This is a genomic window from bacterium, from assembly GCA_023228325.1.
Lineage (GTDB): Bacteria > Auribacterota > UBA6266 > UBA6266 > UBA6266 > UBA6266.
Genome location: JALOBK010000001.1, coordinates 928,771 through 945,722, shown reverse-complemented (window position 1 = coordinate 945,722; position 16,952 = coordinate 928,771). Strand labels below are relative to the sequence as shown.

The following is a 16,952-nucleotide window of genomic DNA, read 5'->3' as shown; positions in this document are numbered from 1 at the left end:
GCATATCAACAGAAAAGTGATTTCGTTCGGGAAAATGATCAGATTGTTCCACGTGGAACAATTATCCGGCGCGCTCTTTTCCCTTGCCATGAATGCCGGCAGGCCAGTTCTCTGTTAATATTCCGGACTATTTCCGATTTCTGCAGTGTCCAGTCGGGGGCAATCAGCCTTTCTTTCCTGCAATCACCCATTAGCCTGTGGATTATGATATCCGGTCTTATTCTTTCTAAAAAATTTGCGGCCTCCTTAATATACGCATCTTTGGTTATCAGGCTTATTTCTTCCCCGGCATACAATTTTTCGAGTTCTGTATTCTTCGCTATATATAAATGGTGTATTTTCACTCCTTTAACGGGCAATGATGATATAAAGTCCGCTGTATTGGCATAATCTTCCGGACTTTCTCCGGGCAGGCCTAATATTATGTGCGCGCAAACTTTAATCCCTGCTTTATCCGAGGCTATCACAGCTTTTTCAAAATCTTTCCTGCTGTGTCCCCTGTTTATTCTTTTCAATGTCGCATCGTTTGAACTCTGCAGGCCTAATTCAAGCCACACTTCTTTCCCGCCGGATATTTCTGCTATAAGCATAATCTTCTCTTCGTCCAGGCAATCCGGGCGGGTTCCAATAGAAATGCCTATGATCCTTTTGTCCAAAAATACGCTTTTATAGATTGTGTCTAGTATTTTTATACCGGCATACGTATTTGTAAAGGGTTGGAAATAAACGAGATAATACTCATTATCCTTTGCTTTTGATTCAATGTATTTGTTGACCTGTTCCCATACGGGGAGTTTCCTGGAAATATCGTCAGCCCCTGATCCTTTCTCGTCGCAAAAGATACATCCTTTTTGCGATAACTTGCCATCCCTGTTCGGGCAGGTAAAACCGGCATCTACACATATTTTTCTGACCTTTTTCCCATAAAGGCCTTTAAAATATGTGTTAAGTGAATAGTATCTTTCGCTCATTGTTGTTTGCCTGTTCTAATATTTAGCGGTTCCTTCTTTCCTTAAGTGTATCATAATAATGGAGATATCCGCGGGGCTCACCCCTGATATTCTTGATGCCTGGCCTAATGTCGCAGGCATAATTGCGGAAAGCTTTTCTATGCTTTCCTTTTTTAGGGCGGCAATCTTTCTGTAATTAAAATCCGCGGGTATTTTAAAATCTTCCATTTTTTTAAACATTTCTATCTGCTTTAATTGTTTTTCAATATAGCCTTCGTATTTTAAATCTATAATTACCTGAGAGAGAATGGGTTCTGTAATATTATGCGCAGCCTCAGGTTTCCCCTCCCGCAGTATTTCAAAATAATCCTTTCCGCTTTTAATGTTTGCCAAAAGTTTTTTATTTCTTTTAATTCCGGCTTTTTCTTCTTCAATCCTTTCCCTTTTTCTCCTTAATAAGGATATTTCTTTATCTGTTATTGTGCCTGCCTTGTATCCATATTCCATCAGCCGTAGATCGGCGTTATCCTGGCGTAAAATCAACCTGTATTCGGCTCTGGAAGTAAACATCCTGTAAGGTTCTTCTGTGCCCTTAGTTACAAGATCATCTATCAACACTCCTATATATGCATCGGAACGCTTCAGGATAAAAGGATCCCTGTGTTCGATGTTCAATACAGCATTTATTCCCGCAATCAAACCTTGCGCCGCGGCTTCTTCATAGCCGGAAGTCCCGTTTATCTGTCCGGCAAGGAATAAATTTCTGATTTTCTTCACTTCAAGCGTGGCGCAAAGCTGAGTAGGATATATAAAATCATATTCTATGGCATATGCAGGACGAATTATCACAGCCTTCTCTAATCCCGGGATTGAATGGACCATATCGAGCTGTAAAATTTCCGGCAGGCTTGTCGAAAGGCCATTCAGATAAACTTCATCTGTGCTTAATCCCTCGGGCTCGATGAATACCTGGTGCGATTCCTTATCCGGGAATTTAGTAAATTTATCTTCTATGGACGGACAATATCTTACTCCCCTGCCTGTTATTTTCCCGGAGTACATAGCCGTTTTTTTTATGTTTTGCGTAAGTATTTTTTTTGTATCAGCTGTGGTCTTTGTTATATAACAATCTATGGTAGAATATGTTAGAAATGGAACTCTGAAAGAAAAACCCTGGGGGACTTCGCTCGGCTCGACAAGGCATCTGCTGTAATCGATGGTGTCTTTTTTGACGCGCGGAGGTGTTCCTGTTTTTAGCCTTCCTAATTCAAGCCCGGCTTTCTTTAAACTTTCTGATAAGCCGGTGGATGTTTCTTCTCCCGCCCTGCCGCCGGGAAATGATTTGTCTCCAATGTGAATCATCCCGTTCAAAAAAGTGCCTGTTGCCACAATTACAGCGCCCGCAAGGTAAACATCGCCTTTTGCGGTTCTCACACCCTTAACGCTTCCGTCTTCTATTATCAGTTCCTCTGCAACGGCTTCCGTCAAACTTATTCTTTTGTTATCTGAAAGCGTTTTCTCCATTATATATGAATATTTCTGCTTATCTATCTGCGCCCTGGGAGACCATACGGAGGGGCCTTTTTTCCTGTTAAGCATTTTATAATGTATGGCGCTTTTATCCGTAATTATACCCATTATGCCGCCTAAACTGTCTATTTCCCTCACCAAATGCCCTTTTGCAAGACCTCCGATTGCAGGGTTGCACGACATTTTCGCAAGGTTTTTGACTGACATCGTAAGTAATGCCGCCGTTTTTCCCATTTGCGCGATAATATTCGCGGCTTCGCAGCCCGCATGACCGCCGCCTATTACAATTACATCATATTTCAATGTTTTTTCCATTTTTAACTCATATTATAATGATTATGCCTATGTTTTCATAAAAATATGCTATGTTTTGCGTATTTTATAGCTATTTTCAGATTTTTTATCTATAATTACGCTGTCCTATAAATATATCATCCGTTTACAAAATTATATCAAACCCCCGGATTTTTCGCCAAAACTTGCTCTTTTTTTATAAAATAGAGGCATATTTTATAATATTTTGACGACTTTCACTATAATAGTTTGGCTTTTTTGCGAGAAAGAATGATTATTTCCCGACACAAAATTTTGAAAAGATCCTGTCCAGAACAGAATCGTCCGCTTCTCTGCCTGTGAGCCGGTCTATTGCCTTTAATGCTTCGTTCAGCTCGATTGATATAATGTCTTCCGGAATTCCTTCTTTAAGCGCGTTACTCGCGCCGGTTAAGGCTGTTAAGGCGCTTTCCAGTATGTTAATTTGCCTGGAATTTGAAATAAACACATTGTCAATATCAAAATCTCTGTCTTCCATCAGAAGCTTGTATATTGTTTGTTTTACTTTTTCTGTGTTCCGCTGTTTTTTCGCGGATATTTCCACTGCGGGCCAACCGGGCAGTTTTTCTGTAATATCAGGGGTTTCAAGCCTCTGTTTTAAATCTCTTTTGTTGAAAACTATTATTCCCTTCTTATTTTTAATATACCTTATCGTTTTTTTGTCATCCGGGCTGAATTTTCTCGCCAGGTCAAAAACCGCAAGGACAACATCTGTGGTTTTAACCTTCTCTCTCGTCTTTTTCTGACCAAGCTCTTCCACTTTGCCGGAATGAATCCTTATCCCGGCAGTATCTGCTATAACAACGGGTATACCGCAAATATTTATAACCTCTTCAATCACATCTCTTGTTGTCCCGGGTACGGATGTGACTATAATTTTTTTATTATCCATCAGAAGATTGGCAAGGCTCGATTTTCCGGCATTTGTCTTTCCTACAATCGTTATGTGGATACCGTTTCTGAATATTCTTGCCTTTTTCGCGCTGTCAATGGTATTTTCAAGCGCTTTCCGCACGTTGTCCAGGCTGGCTGAGATCATTGATGCCGGTTTCGTGGCTAAATTCTGGTCGGAAAAATCAAGATTTGCTTCAATATGGCACAGGCAATCCACTATTCTATCCCTGATATCCATAATTTTCTTCACACCGGACGGTTTTAGCTGTCGGATAGCAATTTGCGCCGCCTGCTCTGTTTTTGCCCGGATCAAATCAACAACTGCTTCAGCCTGAGAAAGCTGCATTTTACCGTTTAAAAAAGCTCTTTTGGTAAATTCACCAGGTTCTGCCAGGCGCGCCCCAAGTTCAATCACAGTGTCCAGTATCCTGTTCAATATCAGCCAGCCTCCATGGCAATTTATTTCTATGACATCTTCCCCCGTATAGGTGTGCGGAGCTTTCATAATAGAAACAATTACCTGATCTAATTCCTGGGACCGGAAGGATAAGGCGCCTAAATGAAGGGTGTAAGAGGTTGCTTTTTTCCAGCTTTTTGGATTGAGAGGTTTGAATATCCCGGATACAATCTTGCCGGCATCGGGACCGCTTAATCTTATTATCCCTATTGCCCCTTCTCCGGGCGGAGTTGAAATTGCCGCAATTGTATCGCTTTTATACATACTGCTCTAACTTTTATTACTTGCTTTTTTAACCACAGATGTTCACGGACACACATAGATAGAAAGACAAAAAACATAGTTAAATTAAAAATCTCTAATGCCCCGTATTAACATGGCTAACCCCTTCAGGCTGTTGGTCATGCGGCCACTTCCTTCGGTTTCCCGTTCCAGGTCTTTCCTTCTTCAACATTATGATAAATCTGCTGGATGATTGAAAGTAAATTGCTGATCAGCCAATAAAGAACCAGCCCTGACGGGAAAGAAAGAAAGATAAATGTAAATACCAGCGGCATTATCATCATCGCCTTTGCCTGGGTAGGATCCATGCTTGTGCCCGAAAGTTTCTGCTGGAGGAACATTGTCGCGCCCATCAGTACCGGAAGTATATAGGTCGGGTCTTTTATCGACAGGTCTGTAATCCACAGGGCGGCGCTCCCCAGGGATGCGGGAAGATTCAGGTGCAAATTGATAAAAGAGGCGCCTCTTAGTTCAACAGCCCTGTAAATCACAATATAAAACGCTATAAAAATCGGCATCTGGGCAAGCATCGGAAGACAACCGCCCATCGGATTAACTTTATGTTTCTTATACAGTTCCATCGTTTCCTGATTAAGTTTTTGCGGGTTGTCTTTATGTTTGGCCTTGATTGCCTGTATTTTGGGCGCCAGGTCCTGCATTTTCCTCATTGATTTAAACTGCGCTCTCATAGCAGGATAAGTGATGACTTTGGTTAAAATTGTCACCAGTATTATAGAAATTCCGTAATTATGGAAAAATTTATTGAAAAAGTTTAACAGCAAAAGCAGTATATTGCACATCCACGGGAACCATAAATCAGCCCTGAAAAAAAAGGTCCATCCGGAAAAAACAAGCTCTTCGGCTCCGACATTGAGCTTTTTCAGGGCATTGTATTCCTTGGCCCCCATGTAAAGTTTCATTTTGTACAATCTTTTTTCGTTCGCCTGGAGCGTTCCCCCCGTATAAATAACGCCTACCTGGCTTTGGTCTTTATCTAATGGCCTGCTGATATAACCCTGGGATGTGGATTCAGGTATTATTATGGCTATGAAATAACGGTCCTGAATGCCCGCAAAGTTTACAATCCCCTGTTTTACGTTGTCTCCCGTATCTTTGGTGAACGGTTTGCTGTCTATTCTGGCCACTCCGCCTCTTTTTATCCTCACAAGCTTTTCCGCTTTCGGATCGCTTGTGCTGCCCAGGCCTTTGGGCCATATAACTGTCGGCCCTTCTATATCAACATCTTTTATGCCTTCGTTTTTCAGCGTGATTTCAACATCCAGAACGCTTGCGTTCTCTTTGTTCAGGCTGTATTTTTTTGTTAATATTATTCCGCCTTTAACTAATTTTTGGAATATTACCTCTTCGTCCTCCTGTTTCAATATTTTCCATGCGCCATAGGTCTCATCGTTGTAACTGCCGTCTAATTTGAAGGTTACGGCCAAAGGACAATCCGAGCCTTGCTCCGGAATAATCAGATTCACGGGGGTTTTGTCGTCTGGATTAAGGGGCTCTGAAAGATAGTTTTTAATATAAGCGGCTTTTATGGAAGCGCCGAATGTGGAAAGAGTAAGCTGGACATCTTCGTTGTCCAACAAAACAGTTTTCTCCTTTTCTCCCGACAGGTATTCGCTTGTCTTGATTGAGGCGGTCTCGGCAACAGAGGCTATCTTTTGTTCTTCAACCGAAACATTCTGCGGTTGCGGCTCCGCAATATCACCCGTTTTTTTCGGCTGCATAAACTGGAACACAAAAAGCACGGCCATACTCAGAATAACTGCAAGCAAGAGTCTTTTTTCCATTATCTCTCTCCAAATCTTTTTTCCATTATTGCCTTAACCTCGCTGAACCATCCGTTTTTCGCGCTGTTTATTCTTACTATTATATCCAATCCGGTATATCTGTCTTTGTTTTTCCTGAAAAATTCTCTGATTTGCCTCTTGGTTTTGTTTCTTATGACAGCATTCCCTGCTTTTGCCGGGATAATTATCCCTAAACGAGGAGTGTGTATGCCGTTATCTGCAAAATATATTTTTGCCGACGTTGTTGAAATGATTTTTCCATTATTAAGAATGGATCTGAAGCGCTCGGAACCGCTTAACCTATTTATCTTTTTAAAGTCCTGTTTCATGGTTTAACTGTTAAACAGAGACCTTTTTTCTTCCCTTTTTCCTTCTGTTTTTTAAAATCTGCCTTCCGTTTTTCGTGCTCATTCTTTTTCTGAAGCCATGAGTTCTTTTTTTCTTTATTTTTGAAGGCTGATACGTCCTTTTCATTTTTAACCCCCTTATGAAAATTTAGGTTCTGCGAATTATACTTTTCACATAGATTACTGTCAAGAACTATATGCCTGCCGGTAACCCCCTGCTTTACCCGCTCCGGCATTAAAATATAGGTCTCGATTGCGCGTCCCGGCATAGTTAGCCACATATGATATTACAATTGCTTCATTTTGGAGCATCGCCTGTTTCCAAATTTCGCCTGAAATGCCGAAAAGACGCCATGGTGATAACTATGGAGCATTAGGTTCTTTCGTCGACAAAAAGAAGGCTCTCGTCGGTAAAAATCAGATGTTTCACGCATATTTTAATGCTGTTAAAAAGCTGTGGAAAAGGTGTTAATTCAGGTTATTTTTTGATGTTTTGACATTTTTTTCCGGATTTTCTTTTTTATGACGAGAAACCTTTTATCGCAAATGGAACCCAAAACCACTTATCCACAGGTTGTTTATATATATAATATATTGCAACACAATATGTTATGTAATACGCATACGCTTTTTCCACTTCACCTGCTTAGTAAACTATAACCTTGACAAAATATATTGGTATTGCCATAATCCCATAGTTTTTGGAAAAATGGCTGTCTATTCGTTTGGGGAAATCTTGTGGATAACCGCTAATTATCAATTGTTACTAAAGGGTTACAAACATGGACGCTTTGTGGCGTAGAATTTGCAAAGAAATGGAGCACGAGCTTCCGGATCACGCATATGACGACTGGATAAAACCCCTCAAACCGGTTTCTTTAAATAATAAGAAGCTTATACTTTCATCTCCGATAAAATTCCACGCGAATTGGGTTAAAGATCACTATCTTCCTGTGTTAAAAGAACTTGCAAAGAAGTGTTCCGGTAACGACATTGAAATTGAATTTACGCTGTCCGACAGAAAAGACTCGTATTTTAAGGAAAATGACCATAAAAAGAAACTTGTTCCTTTATTTGTAAGTAAAAATAGGGATTTCGAGACGAATATTCATGAATCTTTTACATTCGAGAGTTTCGTCGTTGGCGAAAGTAACCGGCTTGCGCATGCGGTATGCACAGCGGTAGCGCAGTCTCCCGGAACGGCCTACAACCCTCTTTTTATATATGGAACGGTGGGCCTCGGAAAAACACATCTTCTTCACGCGATAGGGAATGCCGTTCTGAAAAACAAGAAACGGGCGCGCGTATATTATACTCCCAGTGAAAACTTCGGGAACGAGATGATAGAAGCTATTCAGGGAAAAACAATGGATAAATTCAGGGATAAATACAGAAAAATCGATGTCCTGCTGATAGATGACGTGCAGTTTCTCGGCGGAAAAGAGATGATGCAGGAAGAATTTTTCCATACTTTCAACGCGCTTTATGACGCAAGCAAACAGATAGTCATATCAAGTGACAGGCCGCCCACAGAAATACCCAACCTGGAAAACCGGCTTGTCAACCGGTTTGAAATGGGGTTTCTGGGTGACATACAAATCCCTAATCTGGAAACAAGGATTGCCATTCTCAGGGAGAAGAGAAAGTTCTTTTCAGTGAAAATCAGCGATGAGATAATAGGATTTATCGCGGAAAGAATTAAATCAAATGTAAGAAAACTTGAAGGCGCCTTAAAAAGAGTGGTGGCTTATCTTTCTCTTGAAGGCCATTCGGATCTCAGCGTAGATGTAGCGGAACAACTTCTCGGAAACCTCCTCACGGATATAGAAGAAAAAAGTATCAATATTGAGCTCATACAGAAAAAGGTGGCGGAATATTATGATATCCGCGTCGCAGACATGCAGAGCAAGAAAAAACCGAAACAAATAGCTTTCCCGCGACAAGTCGCTATGTATTTATCAAGGCTTCTCACAAAAGCTTCGCTGCCGGAAATAGGGAATTCATTCGGCGGAAGAGACCATACTACCGTAATGTATGCCGTAAGCCAGATTCAGAAAAAAATAGATAAAGATAAATCTTTTTCAAGAAATATGGATTTGATAATAAAAAAGATAAAAGAATAACCTGTGAACCGGATGTTAATGCGTTGTTAATAAATGTGAATAAAAAGATAATATGTTGATAAGCGGCCTGTTATACACATCTTTTTCACAACTTGTTAAAAGTATTTTTTTACTCGGAAAAAGTATACTTGTTTGATATACTAACAATCTATTACTAGTATTATTTAATAACTATATAATATAAAGTATTAATAGTACTGTGGAAAAAGGAGGATGTAATGAAGATATCATGCTCAAAGGATGCTCTCTTAAATGGATTACAGAGCGTTCAGAGCATTGTAAGCACAAAAGGCGCTTTGCCGATTTTACTCAACGTTTTGATTGAAACAGAAGACGAGTCGGTTTCTCTTTCTACGACAGACCTTGAAATAGGGATAAAAAGCAGGGTTGAGGCGAAGATTAAGAAAAAAGGAGGAACGACACTGCCCGCAAAAAGGTTATTCGGTATAGTAAAAGACTTTCCCGGCGATGTTATAGAGATAGACATAACGGAAAATAATATTGCCACAATCACATCAAAAAAAGATAATTTCAGGATAATGGGTTTATCTAAGGATGACTTCCCCAAAATACCTATTTTTAAGGACAGCGGCGCTATTACAATGAAGAAGAGCGCGATAAAAGACCTTATCAAAAAAACATCATACGCCGTTTCACAGGAAGAGACCAGGTATACGCTGAACGGAATTTATATTATGGTTAAGGATGGATATATGACAATGGTCGCCACGGACGGCAGGAGGCTGGCGCTGGCATCGGCGGTTACATCGGATGACGGTGAAAACAGGGATGGTGTCATTGTGCCGTCAAAGGCGATAAACGAGCTTATGAGAATGTTAACCGGAGACGATGAAATCAAGATTAAAATTTCAGAAAACCAGATAATGTTTGAGTTTGACAGCATTATTCTGGTTTCTAAGCTTATAGAGGGAAGGTTTCCCGACTATGAACAGGTAATACCGAAAAAATCAAAACAGCAGGTTAAAATATCGAGAGAGGAAATACTGGCTGTTATAAAAAGAGCATCGTTGATAACCAGTGATAAATCCAAATCCGTAAAACTTACTTTTTCAAAAGGACAACTTCTGGTTGAGTCCAATGCCCCTGACGTAGGGGAGTACAAAGGGGAAATACCGCTCGGTTATAAAGACGAGGAAGTTAAAATGGCTTTCAACCCTGATTTTTTAACGGATGTGCTTAAGAGCCTGGAAGAAGAAGAAATAACATTTGAATTCAACGATTCTTTAAACCCCGGGGTTGTTAAATCAGGAAATAGTTTTATATATGTGATAATGCCGATGAGGATTTCTTAATGAGGTTAAAGTCCCTTGAACTCAGGGATTTTAGAAATTATAAGTCGCTTAAAATTGATTTTTCCGATGACATAAATGTTTTATGGGGAAAGAACGCCCAGGGCAAAACAAATATACTGGAAGCAATATATTTTCTTGCCACAGCGAGATCGTTTCGGACACTCGAAAGGAAAAGCCTGATATCCTGGGATAGCGATAAGTTTTTACTGGGATGCAGAATCTCCAACGGTACCGAAAAAAAATTAAGAATACTGTTTTCCCAAAAAGAAAGAAAAGTCAGTTTAAATTCCAAGAGGGTAAGCAAGCTCTCGGACTTGATAGGGATTTTAAGGGTGGTTATTTTTACCCCCGAGGATATTTTTCTTTTAAAGGGTAACCCTTTCAAGAGAAGAAGGTTTTTGGATATATGTATTTCTCAGATTGACAGAAAGTATGTAGGCGTTCTGCAAAAATTCAAACAGGTGCTTATAAGGCGTAATTTTGCTGTAAGGAAATACGGGAATAAGAACAACTCTTTTTTATGGGATGAGCAGCTGGCGGAAAGCGCCGCTTTTATAATGGGCAAAAGGGAAAAGGTTATAGCAAGGCTCGCGGAAAAAGCCGATGAATATCACAGAGATATAACAAGCGGGAAAGAACGGTTGCGCATCGAATACAGGCCGTCGATAAAAGTAAAAGAAATAAGTAAAAAAGAAATATTTATCCATTACGAAAAGCACAGGAGAAAAGACGCCGAGAAATTGTGTACGACGACAGGGCCGCACAGGGATGACATCGATTTTTTTATAAACGGCAAGGATGTAAGGCTGTTTGGTTCGGAAGGCCAGCAGAGAAGCGCTGTTTTATCTCTTAAAAACGCAGAGTTTATATTGATGAAACAGGAAACGAACGAGACCCCGTTGATATTGGCGGATGATGTTCTGCCTGTTCTGGACAGGGAAAGAAAAAGAGCTTTTTTGCCGTCGCTGAAGGGAAACGCGCAGATATTTATTACCTGTACCGACAAGAAAGAGATAGAGTCTATCGGCGCTAAAGCTAAAATTTTCAGGGTGTTTAACGGAAATGTTGCAGGAGAGAGGATATAAACCCATAAAGGACATCGTAAGGGATGTCCTGAAAGACCTGGATCTCGAGAAGAGGCTTGACGAGGCCACGGTGTTTGAGAAATGGGATGATATTGTGGGAAAAGAAATATCAAAGCATGCTTTTCCCGACAAAGTTTATAAGAATGTTTTATATATAAAAGTTGATAATTCGGCGTGGATGGCGGAACTGAATACTTTTTTTAAAGCAAAGATGTTAAGCTCGCTGAAAAAACATACGGGTTTAAAGAAGATAAAAGATATAAAATTCAGGATTGCGGATTTTGGAACGAAAGAGGATGGAAGATAGATGAAAAAAATCGAACAGCACAAGTATGACGCGAAAACCATTAAGGTATTAGGGGGAATTGAAGCTGTAAGAAAAAGGCCGGCTATGTATATAGGGGATACCGGCGAAAGGGGGCTTCACCATCTTGTTTACGAAGTTGTGGATAACAGCATAGACGAAGCTCTTGCCGGGGCCTGCGACAAAATTGAAGTTATCATACATTCCGACATGAGTGTTTCCGTGAGTGACAACGGCAGGGGAATACCCGTGGATCTTCATGCCACAGAGAAGAAACCCGCGGTCGAAGTTGTTTTGACGACCTTGCATGCAGGCGGCAAGTTCGACCATGAATCATATAAAGTTTCCGGCGGACTGCATGGCGTGGGCGTTTCATGTGTTAATGCTCTGTCGGAGTGGATGGAAGCCGAGGTCAAGCGCGACGGGAAAGTCTATCATATAAGATTTGAGAGGGGGAAAACAGTATCTCCTCTTGCGGTTATAGGGAAATCGAAGGGCAACGGGACGAAAATAACGTTTAAGGCCGACCCGGAAATATTTAAAAAAATAGAATTCAGTTTTGAAACATTATCAAAAAGGCTCAGAGAACTGGCCTTCCTTAATAAAGGCATTGAAATCAAAATAAAAGAGGAGGATTCCGATCGCGAGAACTATTTTAAGTATGAAGGCGGAATCGTTCAATTCGTGAAACATCTGAACACGAATAAAGATGTTTTACATTCCAAAGTCATGTATATGCACAGCGAGAAGGAAGATGTTGAGGTGGAACTCGCGCTGCAGTATACGGGGTCTTACGCGGAAAACATTTTTTCTTTTGCGAATAATATAAATACCATAGAAGGCGGGACACATTTAAGCGGCTTTAAAACCGCGCTTACAAGGTCTGTAAACAAATACGCGTCGGATAACAAACTGTTTAAAAAGGATAATATATCCATGCAGGGCGAGGATATCAGGGAAGGGATGACGGCGGTAATAAGCTGTAAAGTGATGAATCCCCAGTTTGAGGGGCAGACAAAAACGAAACTGGGGAACGGAGAGGTTGACGGGATAGTGCAGTCTATAGTGAATGAACAGCTGGGAATATTTTTTGAGGAAAACCCGGCGATAGCGAGGAAGATAATAGATAAATGCCTTACGGCGGCCAGAGCCCGCGAGGCGGCGCGGAAAGCGCGGGATTTAACAAGAAGAAAAGGAGCGCTTGATACGGCTTCTCTCCCGGGAAAGCTGGCGGATTGTTCCGAAAAAGAACCCGACCTGTGCGAATTGTTCCTTGTCGAAGGAGATTCTGCCGGCGGGTCTGCAAAACAGGGCAGAGACCGCAGATATCAGGCGATACTGCCCCTTAAGGGAAAGATATTGAATGTCGAAAAGGCGAGGCTCGACAAATTATTAAACAACGATGAGATACGGACTATGATTACAGCTATCGGCGCCGGCATAGGCGAAGAAGATTTTAAAATTGACAAAGCCAGATATAAGAAAATAGTGATAATGACCGATGCCGATGTAGACGGTTCTCATATAAGAACGCTTCTCCTCACGTTTTTCTACAGGCAGATGCCGCTTCTTATAGAAAAAGGGTATATTTATATAGCCCAGCCGCCGCTTTATAAGATAAAGAGAAAGAAAAAAGAGTCTTATATCGAGAGCGATAAAGAGATGAATAAAATGATTCTCGAACTGGGAACGGAAGATTTAAAACTCAGAAAACTATCCAATAAAAATGAATACAATTCCAAACAGTTTATGGAAATACTTGAGTTAATTATGGGATTGGAAAGGATTGCCGGACTGCTTCACAGGAAAGGTATAGAATTTGACGCGTTTATGGCGCTGAGAAATGAAAAAACGGGAGAATTTCCCATATACAGGGTGAGGATTGAAGAGGAGGAAATTTTTCTGTATAACGACAAAGAGTTGGTTGAGGTCAGCAAGAGAGCGGAAAAGGAAAAAGGGGGACAGATGGAAATAGTTGTTGAAAACGGGGATAAAGAGAAGGAACCCGTTACTTCAGCTATTGATGTAAGGGAGCTTTATGAAGCCCGGGAACTGACCAAGATAGTCAGGGAACTGGAAAGAAAAGGGCTGATAGATACCGGCAAGAAAAGAGATTCCTCAAAAGTGAATTATGAGATCATACCGGCGGAAGGAAACCCCATAGAACTGAAGACCCTGAGCGGGGTGTTAAACTATGTGAAAGAGCAGGGAAAGAAAGGCCTTATGATTCAGCGGTATAAAGGCCTGGGAGAAATGAATCCGGGACAGCTGTGGGAAACAACAATGGATCCCGATAAAAGAACGCTTGTAAAGATCATCCTTGAGGATGCATTTGAAGCGGACAGGATGTTTACAACTCTTATGGGGGACCAGGTGGCTCCCAGAAGGGCGTTTATAGAGAAATTTGCGCCGGAAGTCAAGAATCTCGATGTTTAAAACGTAAATAACTCATCAATAGATTTGTGTAAGGAGCGAGTAGATGTATACGGAAAACGAAAAAATTATTTCAAGGTCGATAAGCCTGGAAATGAAAAATTCATATCTTGATTATTCGATGAGCGTTATTGTGGGAAGGGCATTGCCGGATGTAAGGGACGGGCTGAAGCCTGTTCACAGGCGGATCCTTTTTGCGATGAAAGACCTTGGGATTACACACAGGAGCACCTATAAAAAGTCGGCGAGAATCGTCGGGGAAGTTCTCGGCAAGTATCATCCTCACGGCGACACCGCGGTATATGACACAATGGTAAGAATGGTGCAGGATTTCTCGTTGAGGTATCCTCTTATAGATGGGCAGGGAAATTTCGGCTCTATCGATGGCGATGCCGCGGCCGCAATGAGATATACCGAAGTGAAAATGGAGCGTATTGCAGAGGAATTGCTTGAAGACATAGACAAGGAAACGGTTGATTTTTCTCCGAACTTTGATGAATCTCTCCTGGAACCGACAATACTTCCGTCCAAGATACCGAACCTTTTGATTAACGGCTCCTCGGGAATTGCCGTCGGGATGGCGACAAATATACCGGCGCACAATGTTTCCGAGATTATAGACGGGATAATTCATCTTATCAATAACCCGGAAGCGACCATCAAAGAATTGTGCAAGTTTGTAAAAGGCCCTGATTTCCCTACAGCTGGTATTATTTGCGGCAAGGCCCCGATAAAAAGTATGTATGAGACGGGTTACGGGAAATTGAAACTCAAAGCCCGGGCCGGAATCGAACCGCTTAAAGGCGGGAAAGAAAGCATTGTAATAACGGAGATACCCTACAACGTCAACAAATCCAATCTTATAGAAGATATCGCAAGGCTTGTGAACAACAAGAAAATCACGGGCATATCGGATATCAGGGATGAATCCGATAAGGATGGGATGAGGATAGTAATAGAACTCAAACGCGGAGAGATATCAAGGGTGATATTGAATCAGCTTTACAGGCACACACAGATGGAAACCACTTTTGGCGCCATACTTCTTGCGCTTGATAAAAACCGCCCGAGAGTTATGAATCTTAAGGAAATAATGGAATGTTACATAGAGCACAGGAAAGAAGTTGTAATAAGGCGCACGAAATTCGAGCTGAGGAAGGCCGAGGAAAGAGCGCATATACTGGAAGGTTTTAAGATAGCATTAGACAACATAGATGAATTTGTAAAGATAATCAGAAAATCCAAAGACAGAGATGAAGCCAAAAAAACCATGGTTTCAAAGTTCAAGCTTTCGGATACACAGGCAAACGCAATACTTGAACTGAGGCTGTATCAGTTAACCGGGCTTGAGAGGGAAAAAATAGACAGCGAATACAAGGAATTGATAAAGAGGATCGCGTATCTGAAAAATATATTATCCAGCGAGAGGATGGTATTGAATATAATCGCTCAGGAACTTAAAGAAATAAAAGACAAATACGGAGACAGCAGAAGGACTGAAATAGTGGCTGAAGAGGGAGAAGTTTCCATCGAGGATATGATAGCGAATGAAGGCTGCATCATAGCGATATCCCACACAGGGTATATCAAGCGCTGCAGGGTGGCCACCTACAGGCAGCAGAGGCGCGGAGGAAAAGGCGTTACCGGCATGGAAATGAAAGATGAGGATTTTGTCGAGAGGGTATTCACCGCTTCAACTCATGATTATATACTGTTTTTTACCTCTATGGGTAAATGTTACTGGAAGAAAGTTTATGATATTCCCGAGGGAGGAAGGCTTTCCAAAGGAAAAGCGATTATAAACCTTCTTGATATCAGAGGAGACGAAAATGTCGCGGCGCTTATAAGGGTCAGCAAGTTTGAAGAAGGCAGCCATCTGATGATGATTACAGAAAAAGGGACAGTCAAGAAAACTTCGCTGGCGGCTTTCAGCAACCCGAGAAAAGGCGGGATTATAGCGATTAAGATAGATGAAGGGGATACCCTGAAAAGCGTTAATATGACGGAAGCAAATGATGAATTCATTGTTGTTACCAGAAACGGTATTTCCATCAGGTTTAAGGAAAGCGATATAAGAAGCATGGGCAGGGCGACAAGAGGCGTTAAGGGCATAAATCTGAGAAAAGGAGATATCGTTGTCACCGCGGAAGTTGTCGGCAGAGATAAGACTATTTTAATTGTTTGCGAGAAAGGCTACGGCAAGAGAAGCGAATTTGACGAGTACCGGCTCCAGAAGCGCGGAGGAAAAGGCATTATTGCCATAAAAGCCGGAGACAGGAACGGGAAAGTTGTGGGGGTTCTCGTTGTTGTTGATGACGACGAAATAATGCTTATGACAAAAGGCGGCAAGATGGTTAGGACTCCGGTGAAAGGGATAAGGATTACCGGGAGAAATACACAGGGTGTCAGAGTAATAAATTTAAGCGCGGGAGACCTTCTTGTAGGCGTATCAAAGATTATTACGCCTAAAAACGAAGAAGAAGTTGAAAAACAGGCTGAAACAGAGGAAGAAGAAAGAAGAAAAGGCGAAAGAAGAAGCGGCATGGACCGGCGGGTTTCCGAAAAACAGTATGCAAAGAAAGAAAGAAGAGCAGGGAAGGAAAGAAGAAGCAGTAAAAACAGGCGGGAAAATTCCCCAAAAGCGGAAAAAGGTAAAAATAATATTGTTTGATGAATCCTAAAAGGAACGACTGCCCTGGGAACCGGATAAAGCCCATAGAGCACACGGCAGATGCGGGCTTCATAATAAAAGGCAGGAATATTGAGGAGCTGTTTTTAAATTCTTTAAAGGCGCTCTACATTCTGATAGAACCGAAACACAAAAACAGAGATTTTATTTTAAAGAAGATTTCACTTGAAGCTCCTTCGATAGAGGAGCTTCTTGTTTTATGGCTTAATGAATTAATATTTCTGGCGGAGAAGAAAAAAATCGTTATTGATGGGCCCGGGCTTTCGATAGAGGGCAACAGGCTTGAAGCGGAACTGAAATTATCGGAGGGTGATATTAACACGGAGGTTAAAGCCGCGACCTATCATGATTTAAGCATAAAAAAAGACAGGCATGGGTATTATACAAGAATATTCTTTGATTTGTAGGTA

At 41.4% G+C, this 16,952-nt stretch carries 13 protein-coding genes; 7 read left to right on the top strand and 6 right to left on the bottom strand.

What is annotated here, in order from left to right; genetic code table 11:
• Positions 1-38: 38 nt before the first annotated feature.
• The 6 genes from M0R36_04485 to rpmH all read right to left on the bottom strand — a co-directional run bounded on the left by M0R36_04485 (position 39) and on the right by rpmH (position 6,722).
• Positions 39-971 (bottom strand): TIGR01212 family radical SAM protein, encoded by a 933-nt coding sequence (locus M0R36_04485; GenBank protein ID MCK9555059.1) that lies wholly within the window; start codon positions 969-971, stop codon positions 39-41.
• A 15-nt stretch (positions 972-986) separates the two neighbouring features.
• The gene (gene mnmG, locus M0R36_04480; GenBank protein MCK9555058.1) at positions 987-2,795 is read right to left on the bottom strand and encodes a tRNA uridine-5-carboxymethylaminomethyl(34) synthesis enzyme MnmG; all 1,809 of its coding nucleotides are present in this window, start codon (positions 2,793-2,795) and stop codon (positions 987-989) included.
• 253 nt (positions 2,796-3,048) lie between these two features.
• Complete coding sequence (mnmE, locus tag M0R36_04475; protein ID MCK9555057.1) at positions 3,049-4,428, bottom strand: tRNA uridine-5-carboxymethylaminomethyl(34) synthesis GTPase MnmE; 1,380 nt, start codon at positions 4,426-4,428, stop codon at positions 3,049-3,051.
• A gap of 137 nt (positions 4,429-4,565) precedes the next feature.
• Positions 4,566-6,248, bottom strand: a complete 1,683-nt coding sequence (gene yidC / locus M0R36_04470) for a membrane protein insertase YidC (protein ID MCK9555056.1) — start codon at positions 6,246-6,248, stop codon at positions 4,566-4,568.
• Positions 6,248-6,577, bottom strand: a complete 330-nt coding sequence (gene rnpA, locus M0R36_04465; GenBank protein MCK9555055.1) for a ribonuclease P protein component — start codon at positions 6,575-6,577, stop codon at positions 6,248-6,250. The genes yidC and rnpA overlap by 1 nt, the downstream gene beginning before the upstream one ends.
• Positions 6,578-6,587: 10 nt before the next feature.
• Positions 6,588-6,722, bottom strand: a complete 135-nt coding sequence (gene rpmH, locus M0R36_04460; GenBank protein MCK9555054.1) for a 50S ribosomal protein L34 — start codon at positions 6,720-6,722, stop codon at positions 6,588-6,590.
• A 655-nt stretch (positions 6,723-7,377) separates the two neighbouring features.
• Here rpmH and dnaA point away from each other — a divergent pair.
• The 7 genes from dnaA (at position 7,378) to M0R36_04425 (ending at position 16,949) form a co-directional block, all read left to right on the top strand.
• Positions 7,378-8,718, top strand: a complete 1,341-nt coding sequence (gene dnaA / locus M0R36_04455) for a chromosomal replication initiator protein DnaA (GenBank protein ID MCK9555053.1) — start codon at positions 7,378-7,380, stop codon at positions 8,716-8,718.
• A 218-nt stretch (positions 8,719-8,936) separates the two neighbouring features.
• A complete protein-coding gene (gene dnaN / locus M0R36_04450; GenBank protein ID MCK9555052.1) occupies positions 8,937-10,031 on the top strand; it encodes a DNA polymerase III subunit beta in 1,095 nt (364 codons plus the stop codon).
• Positions 10,031-11,116: a DNA replication/repair protein RecF gene (recF, locus tag M0R36_04445; GenBank protein MCK9555051.1), complete on the top strand. Its 1,086-nt coding sequence runs from the start codon at positions 10,031-10,033 to the stop codon at positions 11,114-11,116. The genes dnaN and recF overlap by 1 nt, the downstream gene beginning before the upstream one ends.
• Positions 11,094-11,423 carry a DUF721 domain-containing protein gene (locus tag M0R36_04440; protein MCK9555050.1) on the top strand — a complete coding sequence of 110 codons (330 nt, stop codon included), beginning with the start codon at positions 11,094-11,096 and terminating at the stop codon, positions 11,421-11,423. Before recF ends, M0R36_04440 begins: the two co-directional genes overlap by 23 nt.
• Positions 11,424-13,856 (top strand): DNA topoisomerase (ATP-hydrolyzing) subunit B, encoded by a 2,433-nt coding sequence (gyrB, locus tag M0R36_04435; protein MCK9555049.1) that lies wholly within the window; start codon positions 11,424-11,426, stop codon positions 13,854-13,856.
• Positions 13,857-13,899: 43 nt separating this feature from the next.
• Positions 13,900-16,524 carry a DNA gyrase subunit A gene (gyrA, locus tag M0R36_04430; GenBank protein ID MCK9555048.1) on the top strand — a complete coding sequence of 875 codons (2,625 nt, stop codon included), beginning with the start codon at positions 13,900-13,902 and terminating at the stop codon, positions 16,522-16,524.
• The gene (locus tag M0R36_04425; protein ID MCK9555047.1) at positions 16,524-16,949 is read left to right on the top strand and encodes an archease; all 426 of its coding nucleotides are present in this window, start codon (positions 16,524-16,526) and stop codon (positions 16,947-16,949) included. Before gyrA ends, M0R36_04425 begins: the two co-directional genes overlap by 1 nt.
• Positions 16,950-16,952: the final 3 nt, after the last annotated feature.